We start from the raw sequence: 19,574 nt of genomic DNA, 5'->3' as shown, positions 1-19,574 counted from the left end.
GGCAACCGTCATAGCTCCGATCGACGCACCCGACGGCTACTTCCTCGTCGGCGGTGAACTCGTGCCGTACGACCCGAACATCGTTGACCGCAATTTCGTCGAGCAGTTCAACAACACCACCCAGGCAATCCAGGCTGATGGCGGAAACTGGCTCGTGGACAACGGGTTCGCCGACGCTCCACGCGCCGACCGCATCGCGGCAGGTACCGCTACTGGTGTCATCACCGGCGGCGCTGTCGGCCTTGCCGCGTCCGTGGTCCCGGCTGCGGTGATCACCGGAACGGCTGCTGCCATCGGCGGTGGACTCGGTGCCGCCGCCACTACCGCAGCCGCACCCGCGGTCATCTGGGGCGGGCCGCTGGGCTGGGTGTTCATTCCCGGCGCAGCCGCGCTCGCAGGAGCAGGAGTCGGCGCGGCCCTCTCCGCACCGATCGTGCTGGGTCTGACCGGCGCAGGCGCTGTCATCGGCGGCGTCCTCGGTGCCACCGTTCTCGGCGGCGAGCAGCAGATCATCGAAGAGCCTGCACCGCTTCCGGCGCCGGACAGCGTCCCGGCTCCTCCGGCTGCGCCGCTGACCGTCGATGCCCCCAGTGTGCAGAACGCCATCGACACCACGGTCGAGCAGGCAACTACCGCCGCCCAGGTGTGGACCGAACCCGCGTACGACGCCGTACAGGGATTCACCTCCACCGCGCTCGCACAGCCGGAGGTGGCACAGACCGTCGCAGCCGTCCAGTCCGCCACAGCTCCTCTGGTCGATCAGGCCACTGCCGCTCTCGGCGGCTTGCAGGCGGCGTTCGCACCCGCCTGATTCGCCCTACAGCCAGCTAGTTGAACAAGCCAGGAAGGACAACATCCAGATGATCCGCCGTTCGACGACATCTCCGATTGCCAGTGCCACCGGCCCCGCCCGGTCAGGGGTGCCGTCGAGCTCGCCCCGTGTGCCGCGATCGCGCCGACGCGCGGTCGCGGCAGCCGGGGCTGCTGTGGTGTTCGTGGCCGTCGCCGCCGCTGTGTTGTTCAGCGGTGGCGACTCCGAGCCGGACACGACAGCCACCGACACCATCGCCTCTTCCTCGGTCGCGCCGACAACCGTTGCGGTCGGGCCGGATTGCTCGATGCCGGCCGGTGATCGGAACAGCGGCCCAGGGGTCATCGCCGCGTTCGAGCACGCCTACTACGTCCAGCGATCGGGCGCGGCCGCGCACGCTCTGGTTTCACCGAACGCCCCGGCGAGTGCCCCGTTCTCCGTCGAAGCCAACCTCGACGCAGGTATCGCCACCATCCCGGTCGGCACCACCTACTGCCTCGACATCGACCCGCTGCGCACCGGTTCCTACACCCTCACTCTCACCGAGAGCGGCCCGAACGGGCCTGGGACGCAGTACCGCCAACGGATCACCACCGACCAGGTCGACGGTCGCTACGTCATCGCCGCCATCGAGCAAGCGTGATCACCCACCGCCGCCACAGCGCGAGATCGCCGCAGCACCGCGGCGAACAGCCACCACGAAAGGAACGCCAGGACATGAGCGATGCAGCGAGCGAATGGGCCGAGGCCGCCACCGCAGTACGACAGGCACGCGAGACCCTCGAGGCGTCGACCGCGAGCGAGATCCGCGCATGGGCCGAAAAGTCCGGGCTGACCGACTGGTCGATGTGGCAGAAGATCAAACGCGAGCTCTACAAGCAGCTCGACCTCGACTACGACGGATTGCGCGCCAGCGAAGCCGAGCAGGTCACCGACGCGGTCGCCTCCGCGGCGTCGGCCGCACCGGTGGTCGAGCTCTACGCTGCAGGCGATGAGCGCGGCAGCTTCGCCGTGGTCGGAGACGGTGACGAAACAGCCTGGTACGGAACATTTCACGCCAAGGACGCGGTGTTCCGGCAGGGCGATCAGACCTCGGCCGACGACTCGGCGGCCGGCAAGGCAGCCTTTCTCGCCGGCAAGCTACGCGAAGAGCTCGACGCCCCCGCGATCCGGCTGATACTGCACATCTCCAACCCTCACCTCGACGGCACACGGCTCGCCGCTCTAGCTGCGCGATACGGAGTGCACCTCGAACGCCTCGAGATCGACGACGAGAACCCGGCCACGGTGTGGTGCGAGGTTCCCGGACACCGGCCGTGGCAGGCCATCCGGCTCTCCGACCTGCTCGTCGACGATCAAGCGGAGGTCGGCTGATGGCCGAACAGCACCCGCGCCCCGACGTCGAGAACCCCGTCGCGGGCTACGAAGCCGAGGACACCGTCAACCTCCGCGCTCAGCGGCTGCGCCGACCCGAATCCGAACCGGACGAACAGCCTGCAGAAGAGCCGGCCGACGACACCGCACCGGACCCGTACGGGGTCGGGCAGGACGCATTGGCGGCGGTCGAGACACCCGATGTCGACCCCGCAGCGTTCTACCGCGCACGACTGTTCGACCGCCAGGAAGAAGACCTGACCGCCGAGCCCGCCGAAGCAGGCCTGAGGGGCCGGATCAACGCCGCCCTGGGAACTCACCTCAAACCCAAGCCCACCTCTGCCGAAGTCAGACTGCGTCAGTCGATTCGCGTTGTGCAACAACCCCTTCCCGGATGCTCGGTGGTCTCGGTCATCAATCCCAAGGGCGGAGCCGGCAAAACTCCGACATCGGTCATGCTCGGTTCGACGTTCGGCAAGCACCGTGGCCACGGGGTGACGGTCTTCGACGCCAGCGAATCACTCGGCAGTCTCGGCGATCGAGCCGCCCGCACCACCGATCCGGAGCTCACGGTGTGGGACCTGCTCGACCACGCACACGAGCTGGCCTCTTCGTCGGCGGTGTCGGGATCGCTCAATGCGTTCCTGCGGCGTCAACCGACGATGGAAGACATTCTCGCTGCTGATAATTCGGCCGACCGTGAGCGCAACCTGGGGTGGGACGAATGCGCTGCGGTGATGGCAGTGCTGCGCCGACACCGGGACCTGATCGTCATCGACACCGCTGCCAATCCTTTGGCCGAGAGCTGGCAGTGGGCCGTGCAGCATTCCGATGCCCTGGTCGTTCCGCTCCCGCTACGCCTCGACATCGCACGGCAGGTCTATCAGATGCTCGAGGGCATCATCGCCCGCGGCTACGGGCACCTGTTGGCATCGACGGTCGTGGTGACCTGTGCAACCCCCGATTCCAACCCGGGATTGGCGTCGGCGGTCTTCGAGGATCTGCGCAATCTCGGTGTGCAGGAAAGCAATTTCATTCAGGCCCCGTACGAATCAGCGCTCGCCCGCGGCGATCGGATCGTCTACAAGGACCTTCCTCCGGCCACGATCGAGGCCTACACCAACGTCACCGCCCTGATCGCCGACAACGTCGCCGCGGCACGACACGGCGTGGCCTACCAATTCACCGATCCGTACTCGCCGCAATCGGTGAACCGCCAGCCCGACAGCGCACCACCCCCGCAGCTCTCGCAGTGGGAGCGGCGCAGCCGCGACCGTCGCGGAGCCTGACCCGTTCCCACCCCGCTCGACGCACACGAGGAGAACACCATGACCGGCCAGAGAACGCACACCGCCCCGCGTCGACGACCGCGCCGGACACCGTCGGCGCTAACCATCGTCGTCTCCGCGGTGGTCCTGGCCGCGGGCACCGTCCCCGCACACGCAGCCCCGGCCGCGACGGCGGCGACCTCGTGCGCGAAGTACGTCGCGATCATGGCCCCGGGTACGTGGGAGACCAACGCCGCGGCGAATCCGAGCACCCCGGTCGGGATGCTTGCCACTGTCGGCAACGCGCTGAAACAGAAGTACGGCAACGACATCGAGGTCTACTACCCGGCGTACGCGGCCTCGGCGTTCGACAAGGGCCGCACCTACGCCGACAGCAAGGAGACCGGCAAGAGCGCGATCAACAACATCCTCACCTCGGCGTGCGCGACGTCGAAGTTCCTGCTCTCGGGCTACTCCCAAGGCGCGGACGCTGCCGGCGACATCGCCGCCGAGATCGGCAACGGCCGCGGCGTCGTGCCCGCGGCCCGCATCCTCGGCGTCGGTCTGGTCGCAGATCCGCACCAGGGCACCGCCGGCGGCACCGTCGTCGGGCCGAAGGTCGACGGCCAGGGCATCGGCGGCGTCCGGCCCGAAGGCTTCGGTTCCCTGGCCCCAGTGGTCAAGCAGCTCTGCAATCCCACGGACCTGTACTGCTCGACGAATGCAGGCAAGGACGGTCTGCTCGCGGGCCTGGGCAAGGTCCTGGCGAACAAGCCCGTCGACCCAGCCATCACCGGCAGGCAAACCAGAAGCGGATCGACCGCAGCAGCGTCGACGATCGCGCAGGGAGGCGTCACGGGTGCCGGAACACAGCCCGGGACGACACCGGCACAGTCGGCTTCGGTCAGCGATTTTGCGTCGTCGCTGGTCTCGGACTTCTCCCGCGTCGATCTGGCCGGTGCCGCGAACACCGCCTCGACCCTCGGCGAGCGGGTCGCCACCCTGCCCGACTCGGTGGGAACCAACCGCACTCAGTCTCAGGTCGCCAGCGTCGGGGCCTCGGCGATATCGCTGCTCAACACCCTCGAACCGGTCGCCGATGTGCAGTCGGTGATCGCCGCGAACCCCGGCATCCGCTCCACTCTCGACACCGCACCGGAAGGATCGCCGGAAGCGAAGACCTCCACGGTGCTCGACGCACTCGACCAGATCGACATCCCCGCAGTCCTGAGCACAGCGACCTCGATCGCCGACACCGCCTCGTCGGTACTCGGCGGAACCGGCACCACCGCCGGCCTCGCCGGCACCGCGTCGACCCTGAGCGGGCAGGTCGCACCGTTGCAGTCCGTGTCCCCGGACGCGCTGACCTCGGCAACGCAGGTCCTCTCACTGCTCAAGCCGAAGACAGTGGTCAACCAGATCGTCAACGTCGCTACCGGCTTCACGAGCCTGGACTACCAAGGCATCGTCGACAACCTGATCGCGCTGCCGCAAAAGGTCGCCGCACTCGATGTTGCGGGATCGCACAAGATCGCCGGAGACCTCAACAACCAGTTCGCACCGATCGTGAAAATGGCTGCGGGAGTGGACCTGAGCACCCTGGCAGCGTTGGTGGCGATGATCCCCGACCCCAGCGGCTCGGCGCAAATCGCCTCCCTGGTGCTGAGCTTGCTCGGCAACGTCGACGTGATCCGCCTGGCCAACGATGTCGGCGCGATTCAGGAAGTCGCGTGGAAGATCCTCGAAACCGGCAACCTCGCGGCCGCCGCCGAGCTGCTCCCGATCGGGCTCGACCTCGCCTCGGTCGCGGTCGGAGTGCTCACCGGATCCTCCAAGACCAGCCCCGACCAGCTCGGCGCACAGACCCAGGTCACCGGTCAGTCCGCAGCGATCGGTCAGCAAGCCTCCACCGGCGACTTCGCCGGTCTGGCAGGCAGTCTCGTCTCACTGGGCTCGTCACCGGGTGCCGGCGATGCTGCCGAGCTGGTCGGTGCCGGTATCGACGCCGCGACGTTCTTCGCCTCCGGTGCGCACCAGTCCTACGGCGACTTCACGGTCGACTCCACCGGCCGCAGCGCCCTGCAATGGCTCATCGACTTCTTCACCCAGAAGATCGGGGGCTGACCGGCGGCCACCGAGCAGGCTCTGCAGCCGGGCGGGCATGACGCAGAGCAGCCGAAAACTACAGCACCACAACAGAACTACGCGTACCACCACAGGTGTCCGGGCGGGCACTGATCATTCTTTCGATTCGTGAGGACATGCACCGATGGCAGCATCACAGCAAGGCAGCAAGGGCAGTGCCGGCGCACTGAGCCTGCTGCTGATCGCTGCCGTCGCCGCGATCGGCCTGTTCGGGGTCCTGTCGGGCGATCGCACACCGCCCGTCGACGAAGGCACGTGTCTGCCTTCCGGTTCGGCCGTGGTGGCCCCGCACTCGGGCACGGTGGTGATGCCGCTGCGTGAAGGCACCTATCAGGCCACGAGCGGTTTCGGTGCCCGCACCAATCCGGTCACCGGCGAGGCCGAGGGACACCAGGGCCAGGACTACTCCGCCCCGCTCGGGACCCCGATCTATGCGGCCACCGACGGCACGGTCGTCAAGGCCGAACACGCCAGCGGGTTCGGCAACTGGATCATCATCGACACCACCGTCGACGGCCAGTCGCTCTCGACGGTCTACGGCCACATGAACGACGACGGTGTCGGGGTGAGGGCGGGCCAGACCGTCAAGGCCGGTGACCCGATCGGCGGCGTCGGCAACGCCGGTCAATCCACCGGGCCGCACCTGCATTTCGAGGTCTGGCCCGGGACTCGTCTCGCGTCCGGATCGAGCCCGGTCGATCCCGTTGCCTGGCTCGCGGCCGCGGGTGCCACCGCACCGACCGCGAGCGCGGACGTTCTCGCCGCTGCCCCGGCCGGCCTCTCCGCCGCGATGCCGACCACCGGTGCCGCGGCGCAGGGTGTATCGAGTCGATCAGTAAAGCTCGCCGCTGCGGTCAAACCCGGATGCGGTGTCCCGGCCGGGTCGACCGGACTGCGGCCGGGGTCGGTGCCGGCAGACTTCGAGCCGTGGATCGTCAAGGCCGGCACCGTGTGCCCCGAGGTCACCGCGCCTGTCGTCGCGGCGCAGCTCGAACAAGAGGGCGGTTTCGACGTCAACGCCCACAGCAACGGTTCCGGCGCGGACGGGCCTGCGCAGTTCATGCCCGCCACCTGGGCCGCGAAGGGCGTCGATGGTGATGGAGACGGCCGCAAGGACACCCGCAGCATTGCCGATGCGGTGATGAGTCAAGCCGCCTACGACTGCGAGCTGGCGGGCATCGCCAAGGACTCGCTCGCCGCCGGCAAGGTCAGCGGCGACCTGACCGAGCTGTATCTGTCGATGTACAACTGCGGCCCCGGCGCGACCCTCTCGCAGGGCCGGGTGTGCCAGAACGCCGAAACCCTCGACTACGTCGCGAAGATTCCCCGCAGGGCCGCAGAAGCGTTCTCCGTCGCCGTCCCCCAGGCCACACCGGGCATTGTCCCTGGTGGCCCGTTCGGGCAGAACGTCGTCGCGGCCGCGATGCGCTGGCTCGGCACCACCTACGCCTGGGGCGGAGGCGACCGCAACGGACCCACCAAGGGAGTGAGTGACGGCGGCGGCCGCGCGGACATGATCGGCGACTTCGACAAGGTCGGCTTCGACTGCTCCGGACTTGTCCTCTACGCCGTCGCACAAGCCTCCGGCGGCGCGATCGTGCTCCCCCACCAGGACTCGGCGCAGATCGCCGACAGCCGCGGCCGCGTGATCGCCACCCCCGGCGACCTCGCTCCCGGCGACATCATCCAACCCCACTCCGGCCACATTTTCATCTGGCTCGGCGGAAACAAGGTCGTCGAGGCACCGCAGTCCGGCGACGTCGTGAAGGTATCGGACTGGACCCCGCCCGCGAGCGGCCTGACAGCACGGAGATTTGGATGAGAACCACCCACACCGCACTGGCCGCAATCCTCATCGCTGCAACGGTTCTCACCGCCTGCAGTGGTGGAAGCACGGACAACGGCAGCGACGATGCCCCGTCGATACCGGCGCAGCAGTGGACACCGGGAACGCCCCCGCCCAGTGGCAGCGATCCCACCCGCACCCCGCCGCCGACTGCGACTGCGCTGCCCGACATCGCGGCCGGGGTGGACCGGCAGGACCCGGACTCGGTGGCCACCGCGGCGTTGACGGTCTGGTTCACCTGGAACACCGCCGTCGACGACGGACCCAACGATGCCGCCGCCCGCACCGCGCCGCTGCTCACCTCCGAGTACGCGCGCGAGATCACCTCCACCACAGCGCAATCGAGCCCCGGTGCGCAGTGGCTGGGCTGGGCCGCGAGCGGCGCGGTGCTGACCCCCGATCTCGCCGCCGACGACGAACCCGTTCCCCCGCAGACAGATTCGACGGCCTACCGGTCCTACCGCGTCACCCAAACCGTCGACGGTGCACCGGTGAGCGAGAGGGTCGTCGCGATGATCTTGCGGCGCGGGTCCGACGGCTGGGAGGTGAGCCGCATTCAAGACAAATAGCCCTGCCTCGTTCACCCGCTTCACTGCAGAACAACCCGTTTCGGAAAGGAACCCCCGATGGACACAGAATCCGTCACCACACCCACCACCCGTACACCGCACCGAGCACGCCGCGTACTCGGCGTCCTCGCTATCACTGCCGCGCTGACCGTCCTGGCCGGCGGAGTCGCCGCCGCACAGGCGGTCAACCCGTACGACGGGGTCAACCCGGACATCGGCTTGTTCGGGCCCGCCCTGAACCAGACGTGGAAGCGCCTGCTCGCGGCGATCTGGGGAGCCAGCATCGCCCTCGCGGGCCTGTGGGTGCTGACCTCGTTCCTTGCCTCCAGGAAGGCCCGCAAGCGCAACATGTCCAGCGATCTGAGCGAGGCGGGCGAGGATCTCAAGCTCTCCCTCATCATCTTGGGCGGTGTGGCTGCTGTCTCGCCGATCGTCGGCGCGGTCCTGCTTCTCGTCCAGCCCGGCGCGTAGCCGACCCGGCTCTACCCTCCATTTTCTTTGCCCCGACGCGGCACCGTCCGCAGAAACGAGCACTCATCATGGCCATCGACTACCGCAACGTCGGCTCCGAACCCCCCAGCTCGCCCAACACCGGCACCGTCTCCGGTGATCAGCACTCCGACAGCAAGTCCGGGTCCAAACGCTGGATCATTCTCGGGGCAGTCGCCCTGGCGATCCTCGCCGTCGTCTCGGTGATCGTGGTCGGTCTGTCGGGCGGCTCCGACGAGACCGGCGGCAGCGATGCCATCCGCGCAGTACACGGGCCCACGACGGTGAACAACGGTGTCCCCAGCGGCTACACCCGCGACACCCAGGGCGCATCGACGGCCGCGGTGAACGTGCTCCAGGCGTTCGATCAGGCCAGCCAGGGCCGCATCGACATGAACGATGTCCGCTCGACGATGATCGCCGCCGACCCCGGTGCCGAACTGGCCCGCGAGATCGAACTCGGCAGCAACCGCGTCGAGAGCAGCGACGTGATGAACACCCTGCCGGCCGCGGTGCACGTGTCCTCGTTCTCCGCCGACGCCGCGCAGATCTCGGTGTGGTCGATGACCACCACCCAGTCCGACATCAACAACACCGGCACCGTCGCTGTGAGCACTCTGTGGGCGACCACCGACATCTCGTTGGTCTGGCAGGACGGGGACTGGAAGGCCAAGGACTGGTCCTACCGCCAGGGCCCGCGGCCGGAAGACGCCTCTTACCCGGCCGCTGATTCCGCGCTCGGCGGTCAACTGACCGCCGGGTACTACACCTTCTACATCGACTAGGAGAGAACATGATTCGCCGTCTCGTTCTCGTCGCGGTCACCGCCGCACTGGTGGCTCTGTTCGGGTCATCCGCTGTTGCGCTCGCTCAGCCTTCCGCCGTTCCCGCTCCCGCTCCGGGGGCGGTCACCGCCCAGCAACCGGCATCGAGGCTGCCCGCGCACTTCCCGGACGATCTCAAGAAATTCATCGGCGGTACCGAGGAATTTCGGAGCGGGCCCTGGTTCACGGGGAACTGCGCAGACCACGGCGGCGACCTGGGAACCTATATCTCCCAAGCACTCACGAACGAAAACCGGCTCCTGTACTGGACGGCATCGGACGAGAACAAAGCCGTCATGCTCGGCGGTGCGGGCGCGGTCGGCTCCGACCCGCAGGCCCAGGCCACGGCCGAGATCACCCGTCAGGCCGTCGCCGACGGGACCGAACCACCCGCCGACGCTCTGCCGACCGTGTTTCCGGCCGGGGACACCAGCTTTCACCCACCGACGGGAACCTGCGCCGAGGACCTCGCCCGGTGGGGCACCAAAGAATGGGGAACGTGGGGCTTCGCCTGGGCGCAGAGCCCGGACGCGGACTCGCTGACCGCGATCAAGGCGCTGCCCGGTGCCGACAAGGTGCCCGACGCGGCCTGGTCGGACCCGTGCTCGCAGGGCTCGGGCGACCAGTACTGCATGCATGCGTTCTTCGTGGACTGCTCGAAAGCCGAACGGGCAGATGCCAGCCGCTGCCAGGACTGGAACCTCTCGATCGGGCGATTGTTCGCCGGCACCGCGAACTGGATCGACAAGAACACCTCGTTCACCGAACGCCTCGACGACACTCTCGGCAAGGTCATCGCGGCCACCCCGCAGTACAAGCTCGGCAAGGCCTACCTGCAGGCGTTCTCCTGGATCTCGGGGGCAGCGAACGACGTCGTCGACTTCGTCACCGATCCGACCACCGTCATCGACGACTGGGTCAACGCCACCAAGAGCGGGGCACTCTCACTCACCGACGCCGTCCTGCGCGGACTCACCTCGACCGGCGACTTCGATCCCACCCAGCAATGGTTCGTGACCTATTACGCCGGATCGACAGGTCTGGGAATCATGGTCATGTCGCTGGCGGTACTGCTGGCGATCATGCGATCACGGCACAAGGGCTCACCGTCGGAGCTGGTGGCCAACGTCTTCGGCTACATGCCCGCCGGGGTGGTGATGATGCTGTTCTCCCTGGCCCTGGCTCAACTGGTGATCGAGTTCGCGACGGTGCTCACCGAGGGCATCGCCAGTTTCAGCGGCTCCACGATCACCGAGATGGTGCAGAACATCTACGCCACGATGGGCACGCTGAACAAGGACACCGTCGTCGGCGGCTCGATCGTCGGGCTGGTCTTCTTCGGCATCCTGCTGCTCGGTGCGATGTCGGTCTATCTGGGTCTGCTGATGCACCAGATCGGGCTTCCGCTGACCGCGTGCATCGCCGGAATCGGCTACGGCATGTGGGTGCACCCGACGTGGCGAACCAAGGCCGTGCGGCCATTGTTCACGTTCGTCGGCATCGTGCTCAGCAAGCCGATGCTGTTCCTGCTCATCGCGATCGTGCTCGCCGGGGCCAACAACGCTCTGCTCTCGGGCGGCGGCGGCTCGGGCGACCTGACCTCGCTCGGCGCTCTCGTGCTCGTCGGTGCCTCGATGGTCGTCGTCGGCCTGGCACCGTGGGCGATGCTCAAGTGGGCACCGATCCTGCCGACCAAGGCCGACTCCGAAGGATTCGGCGGCGGTGGTGGCTCCGTCGCCGGCGGTGTCATCGGAGGCGTGGGCAGCTCGGCCCTGTTCCGCAGCCGTAGCGGTGGAGGCGGGGGCGGAGGCGGAGGCGGGTCGACCGTCACACCGCGCTCGACCCGCTCCGGCGACGGCGTCGACAAGGCCACCCGATCCGGGCATTCGACGCCGTCGACCAATTCCGCCCCCGGCCACACCACCGGGGCCGCGCACAGCGGCGGCACCGACAAGGGCGGGGCGTCGACACCGAAGCGCTCGACCATGGGAATGGCCGGCCGACTCGGCGGAAAGCTCGCGACGGGCTCGGCCGCGACGGTCGCCTCGGCCGGGGCCGCAGCGGTGCCGATCGCCGCGCAGTCCGCAGCGGCGGCGATGAACAAAGCCAAGTCCGGTGCCGAGTCCGCTCCGTCCGAAGCCGAAGGCAGGTAAGCGATGTCGACCGAGATCGTCGAGCACGACAGCGAGCAGAGAACCTCCATCCTGGGCGGTGAGATCGCGCGCCGGGGTATGACCGGGATCTCGGCACCGGTGCTCATCACCTGGACCGCGGCTCTGGTCATCGGCGTGGTGTACTACTTCGCCGCGGGCGGGGGTGCGATGACCGTCGGGCTCGTGGCCGTGTTCTACGTCGGGGTGTTCGCCTCGACGTACGAATTCGGCGACACCTCCCTGGCGGCGCGGCGGCTGCACCGGTTGCGGAACTGGTCGCGGATGCGGCGCGGGGAGCACCTCTACCGCAACGCCGACGACCCTGCCTACGGGATCGCCGATCTCGACCCCGGCTGGGAGTACCCGGTCCCGCTCGGGCGGACGGCCCCGCTCGACGTCGCCGGCACCGGCCTGGACGAGATGTTCATCGTCCGCACCGCGAACCCCGGCGAGCGGGCCTACTACACGGTCGTACTGTCCGTGCAGGGCCTGGCCGGCGGGCTGCGCACCGACGCGGCCTGGGCGACGACATCGGAGAAGTTCGGTCTGTTCAGCGCCTCGATGGCCCGCAAGACCTCGCTCATCCGCGGAGTACAGCTGATCCACCGCTCCATTCCCGCGGATCTGACCATGCACGAGGACTGGGTCGAGCGAGAGGTCGAAAAGCTCGGGGACATGCGCTTGCGGGCACCGGTGGAGTCCTACGGCGACCTCATCGACACCATCCGGCCGCACTCGGAAGAACACCGGGCGTACGTGGTACTCAAGTTCCCTCAGACCGACCAGTTCGAGGCAGAAGCCGCGCGGGCGGCAGGCGGGAAAGGTGCCCGATTCGAAGGCGGCGTCGCCCAAGTGATCCGCGACGAGACGATGCGTGCGGTGAGCAAACTCGTCGCCGCCGGCATGGGCCGCGTCCAGGTCCTCGGTGAGCAGCGCACCTGCGCGCTGATCCGCGCGTTCGTCGACCCGTCGAACCCCCTCGATCGACACCAAGGGGCCAGGTGGTCAAACTGCTGGCCCTCCTACATCGGTGGCCAGGACTCGGTGGCGGTGTCCGGCCGCTGGCACACCCGTGTCGGGTTCCTCCCGCCGGCGAGCATCGAACCCATTCCGTTGGGCCCGTTGTGGCTCGCGCCGCTGCTGACCGGGGTCGCCCCCGACATCGGCGACGACGAGAACCCGCCCTCCCCGACGATCCGAACCGTCAGTATCCGCGTCGATTTCGTACCCGACGCGGTCGCCCGGGAAGCGGCGAGCCAGGACTTCACTCAGGACCGCGCCTCGCAGGAAAGCGCCCTCCGCAAAGGCATCATCGGCGACGGCTCGGCCGAAGTGATGGCCACCGCGTCCGGGCGTCGACGCCTGGATCTGATGCCCGGCTCGGGCCATCACGGCACCATCTACTCCCTCGCCGTGGCGGTCACCGGCCGCGACGAAGACGACCTCGAGCGGGCCTGTATGCGCGTGGAGGAAGCCGCCGACGAATCAGCGATCAAAACCATCACCTGGCAGGACGACACGCACGACGTCGCCCTGTTCACCACCCTTCCCTTCGCTCGCGGTCTCGCCGTGACGCGCTACACCAAGTAGCCCAGGAGATTTCGATGCCGCAACACACCACCCATCGCCCCTCCACCCGACCGATCGCGGCCCAGGAACCGAGCCGCTCGGCACGTCGACGGCGGCTCGGCGACTCCGCCGCCGTCCTCGAGGCCGCGGAGGCGATCCCCGCCAAGGTCGCCCGCCGTAAGCCACCTCGGAGGTTCACGCTCCTCGACCGCTACGGCTGGTACGAACCTCGCACCGAAGGCGCGTGGAGTACGACCAGGCAGTCCGAAGCGCTGAACCTGGCCATCAGCCGCCGCAGCGCCCGCCACCAGGGAGCGGTGACCGGCCTGAACCGGATCTCCCAGGATCTGGTGATCACCGATCCGTTCGAGCTCTACGGCACCGACATCTCCAACATCAACGTCTGCGTCGTCGGGGACATCGGCAAGGGCAAGTCCTCGATGATCAAGACCGCGTTCCTGTGGCGGCAGATCATCTTCGGCCGACAGGTGGTGGTCATCGACAAGAAACGCCAGGGCAGCGAGGGCGAGTACTCCATCTTCGCCCGCACCCTCGACGTGGAATCGGTCCGGTTCAAAACCGGTGGCGGCGGCGCCAGACTGAACCTGCTCGACCCGGCGATCACCACCGGCGGTGAACACGCAGGCGGCCTCGACGGTGTCACCCCGGCCGGTCAGGATGCCCTCGTACTCGCCGTCCTCGCGGACACGATGGAACGTCCCTTGACCACACCGGAGAAGAGCGCCGTCGGCCGAGCGTTGGAGCTGGTCAACGCCGACGCCGCCGCGACCGGCCGCGCACCGGTGCTCGAGGATCTCGCCCGCCGCCTCGTCGAACCCTCCACCGACGACGGCACCTACTTCGGTGACCGCTGGTCCGAGCGCTCCCTCGAATGGGGCTACGAACCGGGCCTGGCCCTGCTGCGTCTGGTCGACCGGGACCTCAAAGGCCTCGTCGACGCAGAAACCTCCCCGGAGGTCCGGGCCGCGCTCGAGCACCCGTTCGCGCACTTCGACGTCTCCGCGCTGCCGACCGAAGGACCTGCGCTGCGGGTGGTGATGACCGTGATCAACACCTGGCTGGCGAACCTGCTCGCTGCCCGCTCGTCGGTGTCCAAGCAGACCATCCTCCTCGTCGAGGAAGGCTGGCACGTCGCCGAAGGATCGACCGGCGCGGTGTTCCGGTCGAACATGAAACTCTCCCGCGGACTGGGACTGTCGACCGTCTCGGCCTTCCATCACCCCTCGGACATGTCCCACGACTCCCCCGCCCGGGCGCTCATGCAGGAAGCGGGAATCGTCTTCCTGTTCGCGCAGGAACGCTTCGACGACGCCCGCGAGACAGCCGAGATGTATCACCTCCCACCCGGGTCCATAGACATCATCATGGGCCTGGGCCAGGGCGAATGCCTGGTCAAGATCGGCTCGTCCGACCCGATCCTGATGGAACACGTCCGCTCCCCGCAGGAAATCGCCCTCACCGACACCGACGCCGCCGTCAAAGGAGTCAAGCCCGCATGAACACCTCCTCGCCAGCGGCCCGGCGTTCCCGCACCATCGATGTGCGCGTGAGCTCGCCGGCCCCCATCGGGTACGCCGACGACACCTGCTCGAGCAGCGAAGGCCGGTTCGCATCCCCTTCCGCCGCAGCACGATTCGCCGCCGCCCTCGACGCCGGTCACCCCGACATCACCCACACCCCCACCGGCCACGGTGACGACGAAGTCTGTGTGTCCGGCACCCCCGGCGAGATCACCTGCGCGCTCGCCACCATCCCGATCTACAGCGCCGGCGTCCGCACAGCGCGGATACCGGCACCGGACTACCTTCATGCCGCCGGCGACGAGGTCACCCTGCCGATCCAGTGGCGGGGCGACGTCGGCCCCGATAGCCGTGTGATTGTGGCGGCCGGCGTCGATGTGCGTGTGCTTTCGACTCGGCCCGATCCACTGCCGAACTCGACACTGCTGCTCGGACAGTGGGCACCGGTCATCGCGCACCGCCTCGCGCACGACGTCGCCCGCTCGATCACCGAGCGCAGCGGTCGACGGACCCCGGCCACCGTGACGTACCTGCCCGACCAGGGGCGGTTCGAGATCACCCATCCCGACCTGATTTCCGATACCGACGCCGCCGCGGTGGCCCGGTACATCCGGATCACGCAGCTGCGAGCCAACCTCGCCGCCCTCGACCTGGTCGCCGACGCGGACTGCGCTGTCGGTCTCGCCGCCGAGCTGCATGTGCTCGAAAGCTATTCCCGCCGTGTCTCTTCCACCGACGATAGGACCGTTCGATGAGTGCGATGCAATCCCCTCCCCATAGGCCCAGTGGGCCGTTCGTTCCGTCCGAGGTCTGGGTCGGTGCCGCTCTGATCGTGGGGCTGGTGTTTGCTGTCGCCGGCGGCGGCATGGTCTCCTCGCTGGTGTCGGGCAAGGTGATCGCGATGCCCACCAGCTTCGGTGAGCTGTTCTCGATCTTCCGCGGGTTGGTCACGAATCCGTCGGACCCCGCGGCCGCGTGGCCGGCGACCGCGCAGCCGGGCCCGGCGTGGGTGACCTGGGTGTGCATTCTGGTGCTCGGTGCGCTGTATACCGCTGTGGCCCTGTGGATCAGCTCCGAGATCGACGACTGGCAGCACCACCGCGGTCAGGCGCAACGCGGCTTCGCCGGCCGACGTGAGCTCGCCCGGGCGGGTATCGACGAGAAGAGTGTTCGCACCGCTGCCGTCGCCACCCGTTCGTCGTTGAAAGGCACGCGGGCCTCGAAGCTGGACGCGAGCGAGGTCGCGATCGCGTTGGGCCGCAACATGGTCGACCCCGACAGGGTCGTCTACATCAAGCAGAACGACTGCATGCTCGTCGAGGGCGTCACCGGCTCGGGTAAGACCTGGCGCGTGGCGTATCGGCGCTGCATGGACGCACCGGGAACCCTGCTCGTGACGTCAACGAAAGTGGATCTGATCTCGGCAACGTACGAGCACCGCGCCGCGCTCGGACGGGTGTCGATCTTCGATCCGGACAACATCACCGGATGGCCCGACCCGATCCGCTGGTCGATCCTCTCCGGATGCAAGGATCCGGACGTGGCGATCCGCCGCGCGCAGAGCTTGGTTTCGGCAATGCCGATGGGAGACACGAAGAACGGCGGCTACTGGGAGGACAAGGCAGTGGTACTGCTGCGCTGCTACCTGCACGCGGCCGCGATCAGCGGCGCGGACCTGGCCACGCTGCGCGTATGGGTGAACTCCCGCAAAGGCCGCGAACCACGCGAGATCCTGATGCGGACGATGCCCGGCTGGGAAGCCGAACTCGGCCAGATCCTCGACTCCGGATCGGACTCCTCCGACGACATGATCGGCGCGGCCAGCAGACTCCTCGCCCCGCTCGCCTCCCCCGCACTGCTCAAGGCCGTCGATGTCCCGATGCGCGAGTCGTTCGACATCGACGAGTTCATTCGATCCGGCACGGACACGCTGTATCTGGTCTCGAAAGGCAAGGACAATTCTGCGGCACCATTCATCGCGGCCCTGGCCAGCGAAGTGCACTACCTCGCCGACCGGCATTCGCAGTCCCTGCCCGGTGGCCGATTCGATCCCCCGATCCGGTTCGAACTCGACGAAGTCAACAACGTTGCCCCGATCCCCGGCCTGCCGGATCTGATGTCGGACTCGGGCGGCCGGGGCATCACCATCCACGCCTACGCCCACAACGAAGAGCAGAACAAGCTCCGCTGGGGCGCGGTCGCGGGCAAGATGTTTGCCGACAACTCCCCCGCCCGCCTGATCCTTCCCGGCCTCAAAGGCGACGAGCTGCAGGCGATCTCGAAGATGCTCGGCGACCGGTACGAGTGGCAGCCGTCGGGCAACGCCCAGTCCGGCCCGACGCTGCGAGAGGTTCCGGTGATGTCGCCGGCGCAGATCCGTCAGATGGACCCCGACCAGGGTCTGCTGATCTACCGGACCGCGCCGCCGATCCTGGTGCATCTGCCGACGGTGTGGGACGAGAAGGAATCACGTGCCGCGGTGCTGCAGTCGCAGAAGATGTTCGACGAGATCGTGGCATCGGGCACCGCGCCACGTACCGAGGTGCAGTCCGGTTCGGTAGTGCTCGACAAGGTCAGTGACGGGACGACACTGTCGTGACCGCCCCCGGCGGGGAGCAGGAAGAGTTGGTGCCGTCGCGGTTCACCTGGCGCTACCTCGACGCCGAACAGGCTCGGGGCCTGTGGTCGGAGCTGATCGACTGGACCACCTGGCTGCGCGAGCGCTACGAGCTCGGCACCAAGATCCCGCCGTGCTGGTACCGCCACGATCCCGTCGTCGAGGAGCTGAGCGCCCTGATGGCGGCGTGGACCGATGCCTACTACCGCGGTGACGAGTACCGGGACGACCTCACCGCCTGGCACACCCAGTGGTTCCGGCCGCTCATGGCGCGCATCCGCGACATCTCGGACTTCGACAGCTGCACCCACGATCGGTGTGCGCACCGCGCGATGCCGCCGACCACGCTCGCCGGTATCGAGGAGTTCGTCGATGCCGACATCGACGCGCGCCCCGAACCGGCACCGGCCCCGCCTTCAGCGGGCGTCGATGTCACCGCGGCCGAGGAAGTGCGCACCATCTCGGCCGACGACATGAACATGGCCATCGACTCCGGCCTCGCCGAACCGCTCGATCCCGCGGACCCCGACAGTCCCGTGATCTTCGAGGGCATCGGATGGACTTTCAACGCTCGTATGGGTGCCTGGGTTCCTTCCACCTGACCTCATTCCCACTCCCTGAGCTGCGGACCTGTACAGCTCGAGCGTGGCCGCGACGCCGTACATCCCGCCCGGATACGGACCGCACGGCCGCCCGGAGAGCAGCCCCGCCGAACCGGTATCGGCCGCGCGTCCCCGCCCTGACGACGGCCGATACCGGGACGTTTCTGGGAGGCAGAGTCGCAGCGGACCCAGAACGACGAAGACGGCTCGAACTCAGCGACCGACTCCGAAAATCTACAAGCTTGGATCCCATGTGATCAGCCATTGAGCAAGCTTCCCGGTTACCGTTGGAGAGTCATTTCCCCAACGACCCAGCAACCAGTACCGCCTCTTAGAGACGTGGCGGCGGAGGTAGACGACGGCATGTCCGCACTTCATATGGATCGACTGCCCACGGGAACTCACCACTGGCGCACTCTGGTCGAGGAACTGCTGGCGGTTGGGGACGATCGCCACGAGGGGCACCACCTAGAGCTCAAATCAGAGGTCGACTTGTCGACCAAAACAGGCAGGGCAAAGATTGCGAAATTCATCCTCGCAACGGCCAACCGCTCGCCGGATTTCGCTGCGCCTCGTTTCGGCGGTCACGCAGTGATGCTCGTCGGCCTGGACTACAGCTCGACGCCACCAGCAATTGGCGGTGCGGGCAGATTCGACGACAAAGACCTGCGTCGGGAGGTGACGAACTTCGTTGGCGATCCCGGACCGGCATGGGATTACCAGCGCATCGATATCGACGGCAGCGAGGTCGTCGCCATCATCGTCGATCCTCCCAAGCAAGCAGCAATATGGCCGTGCCAGCGTGACGGGGAGAATGTTCGGAACGGTCTGATCTATCTACGACCGGGGGCCGAGTCCAGACCGGCCAACGGCCCCGAGGTGACAGCGATGCTCAACCGGGTTCGTCACGCGCAGCCTGCTGTCGAAGTCGACGTACAGATCCTGGGGTCGGTCTGGGCAGTGGGCTTCGACCCCTCAGCCGCTATCGCGCAATTCACGATGCGGTCAGTGATTTGCGGTCCTCCTGCCCGAGCCCACCGACGTCCACCACGACCGGCGGGACCGGAATTGGCTTCGCGTCCGGCGCACTGTCGAGTTTGGCGATGTCCGGGTTGGCCGGCCGAAACGACTCGAGGAGTCGGAACGAATTTCAAGCTGAGGTCGACAACTACGAGGCAGCGTCGATAGCAGCCGTGGACGATGTACGCGGCGCGGTCGTGACCACGGCGCCGGGATTCTCTGTGCGGGTGATCAACAAGACGAAGCGGTCGCTTGACGACGTGGAAGTCGTCATTCACCTCGATCCACCATTCGACGTAGTCGACCACGACGACGAAATTGCTACAGACCTGCTTCCCATGCAGCCGCGTAAGTGGGGGCCGGAGCCATTGATTATTCCCAGGATGTTGGAGCCGTTCTACCCCGCGCCCGCGAACCCCGCGATCGACGGGTGGATTCGAGTCGAGCAGCGCACGGATGGCGGCCTCGACCTCGTAGTCGATGTTGGACATCTGCGGCCGATGAAGACGGTTGAGACCGACGACCTCGAGTTGGTGCTGATGGTGCCCGTGGAAGAGGCTCAAACCGTTATGCGGGCGCGCTGGTCAATGACCGCGCGCGATGTCCACGACGAGTTCACCGGTCAGGTTGCCCCGGTGCCGGTCAGCGGACGCGATGTCAGCGAGGCTGTCGCGCAGCATGTGGCGATGGAGATTCGGAACGGCCGCGCCCACTAGCTAGGACGTGCTGCGGGCGTGGTGATGCTT

At 67.5% G+C, this 19,574-nt stretch carries 17 protein-coding genes; all 17 read left to right on the top strand.

The window, feature by feature from the left end; all coding sequences use genetic code 11:
* A partial coding sequence (locus CH302_RS08900; RefSeq protein ID WP_094649926.1) for a hypothetical protein occupies positions 1-811 on the top strand: 811 nt, incomplete at its 5' end.
* Positions 812-860: 49 nt separating this feature from the next.
* Positions 861-1,454 (top strand): hypothetical protein, encoded by a 594-nt coding sequence (locus CH302_RS08895; RefSeq protein ID WP_230596315.1) that lies wholly within the window; start codon positions 861-863, stop codon positions 1,452-1,454.
* A gap of 74 nt (positions 1,455-1,528) precedes the next feature.
* Positions 1,529-2,185: a hypothetical protein gene (locus CH302_RS08890; protein ID WP_037185244.1), complete on the top strand. Its 657-nt coding sequence runs from the start codon at positions 1,529-1,531 to the stop codon at positions 2,183-2,185.
* Positions 2,185-3,474 carry a MinD/ParA family ATP-binding protein gene (locus CH302_RS08885; RefSeq protein ID WP_037192118.1) on the top strand — a complete coding sequence of 430 codons (1,290 nt, stop codon included), beginning with the start codon at positions 2,185-2,187 and terminating at the stop codon, positions 3,472-3,474. The genes CH302_RS08890 and CH302_RS08885 overlap by 1 nt, the downstream gene beginning before the upstream one ends.
* 39 nt (positions 3,475-3,513) lie before the next feature.
* Positions 3,514-5,577 carry a cutinase family protein gene (locus CH302_RS08880; RefSeq protein ID WP_037192117.1) on the top strand — a complete coding sequence of 688 codons (2,064 nt, stop codon included), beginning with the start codon at positions 3,514-3,516 and terminating at the stop codon, positions 5,575-5,577.
* Positions 5,578-5,722: 145 nt separating this feature from the next.
* A complete protein-coding gene (locus CH302_RS30805) occupies positions 5,723-7,420 on the top strand; it encodes a peptidoglycan DD-metalloendopeptidase family protein (RefSeq protein ID WP_037192116.1) in 1,698 nt (565 codons plus the stop codon).
* Positions 7,417-8,013, top strand: coding sequence for a hypothetical protein (locus tag CH302_RS08870; protein ID WP_037192114.1), 597 nt, complete (start codon positions 7,417-7,419; stop codon positions 8,011-8,013). Before CH302_RS30805 ends, CH302_RS08870 begins: the two co-directional genes overlap by 4 nt.
* Before the next feature lie 57 nt (positions 8,014-8,070).
* Positions 8,071-8,484 carry a hypothetical protein gene (locus tag CH302_RS08865; protein ID WP_037172763.1) on the top strand — a complete coding sequence of 138 codons (414 nt, stop codon included), beginning with the start codon at positions 8,071-8,073 and terminating at the stop codon, positions 8,482-8,484.
* A 68-nt stretch (positions 8,485-8,552) separates the two neighbouring features.
* Positions 8,553-9,287 (top strand): hypothetical protein, encoded by a 735-nt coding sequence (locus CH302_RS08860; protein ID WP_037192113.1) that lies wholly within the window; start codon positions 8,553-8,555, stop codon positions 9,285-9,287.
* An 8-nt stretch (positions 9,288-9,295) separates the two neighbouring features.
* The gene (locus tag CH302_RS08855; RefSeq protein WP_037192112.1) at positions 9,296-11,479 is read left to right on the top strand and encodes a hypothetical protein; all 2,184 of its coding nucleotides are present in this window, start codon (positions 9,296-9,298) and stop codon (positions 11,477-11,479) included.
* 3 nt (positions 11,480-11,482) lie between these two features.
* The gene (locus tag CH302_RS08850; RefSeq protein ID WP_052047775.1) at positions 11,483-13,069 is read left to right on the top strand and encodes an SCO6880 family protein; all 1,587 of its coding nucleotides are present in this window, start codon (positions 11,483-11,485) and stop codon (positions 13,067-13,069) included.
* Positions 13,070-13,083: 14 nt separating this feature from the next.
* On the top strand, positions 13,084-14,568 hold the full coding sequence (locus tag CH302_RS08845; protein ID WP_037192111.1) for an ATP/GTP-binding protein: 1,485 nt from the start codon (positions 13,084-13,086) through the stop codon (positions 14,566-14,568).
* On the top strand, positions 14,565-15,344 hold the full coding sequence (locus tag CH302_RS08840) for a hypothetical protein (RefSeq protein ID WP_037192110.1): 780 nt from the start codon (positions 14,565-14,567) through the stop codon (positions 15,342-15,344). The genes CH302_RS08845 and CH302_RS08840 overlap by 4 nt, the downstream gene beginning before the upstream one ends.
* Positions 15,341-17,188, top strand: coding sequence for a type IV secretory system conjugative DNA transfer family protein (locus CH302_RS08835; protein WP_037192109.1), 1,848 nt, complete (start codon positions 15,341-15,343; stop codon positions 17,186-17,188). The genes CH302_RS08840 and CH302_RS08835 overlap by 4 nt, the downstream gene beginning before the upstream one ends.
* Positions 17,185-17,808, top strand: a complete 624-nt coding sequence (locus CH302_RS08830) for a DUF4913 domain-containing protein (RefSeq protein ID WP_037192108.1) — start codon at positions 17,185-17,187, stop codon at positions 17,806-17,808. Before CH302_RS08835 ends, CH302_RS08830 begins: the two co-directional genes overlap by 4 nt.
* A gap of 363 nt (positions 17,809-18,171) precedes the next feature.
* The gene (locus CH302_RS30850) at positions 18,172-18,996 is read left to right on the top strand and encodes an ATP-binding protein (protein WP_369679439.1); all 825 of its coding nucleotides are present in this window, start codon (positions 18,172-18,174) and stop codon (positions 18,994-18,996) included.
* Positions 18,997-19,001: 5 nt separating this feature from the next.
* Positions 19,002-19,544, top strand: a complete 543-nt coding sequence (locus tag CH302_RS08820) for a hypothetical protein (RefSeq protein WP_037192106.1) — start codon at positions 19,002-19,004, stop codon at positions 19,542-19,544.
* Positions 19,545-19,574 lie beyond the last annotated feature (30 nt).

It is taken from the genome of Rhodococcus sp. 15-2388-1-1a, assembly GCF_002259145.1.
In the GTDB taxonomy this organism is placed as follows: Bacteria; Actinomycetota; Actinomycetes; order Mycobacteriales; family Mycobacteriaceae; genus Rhodococcoides.
This window is presented reverse-complemented; position numbering and strand designations above follow the sequence as displayed.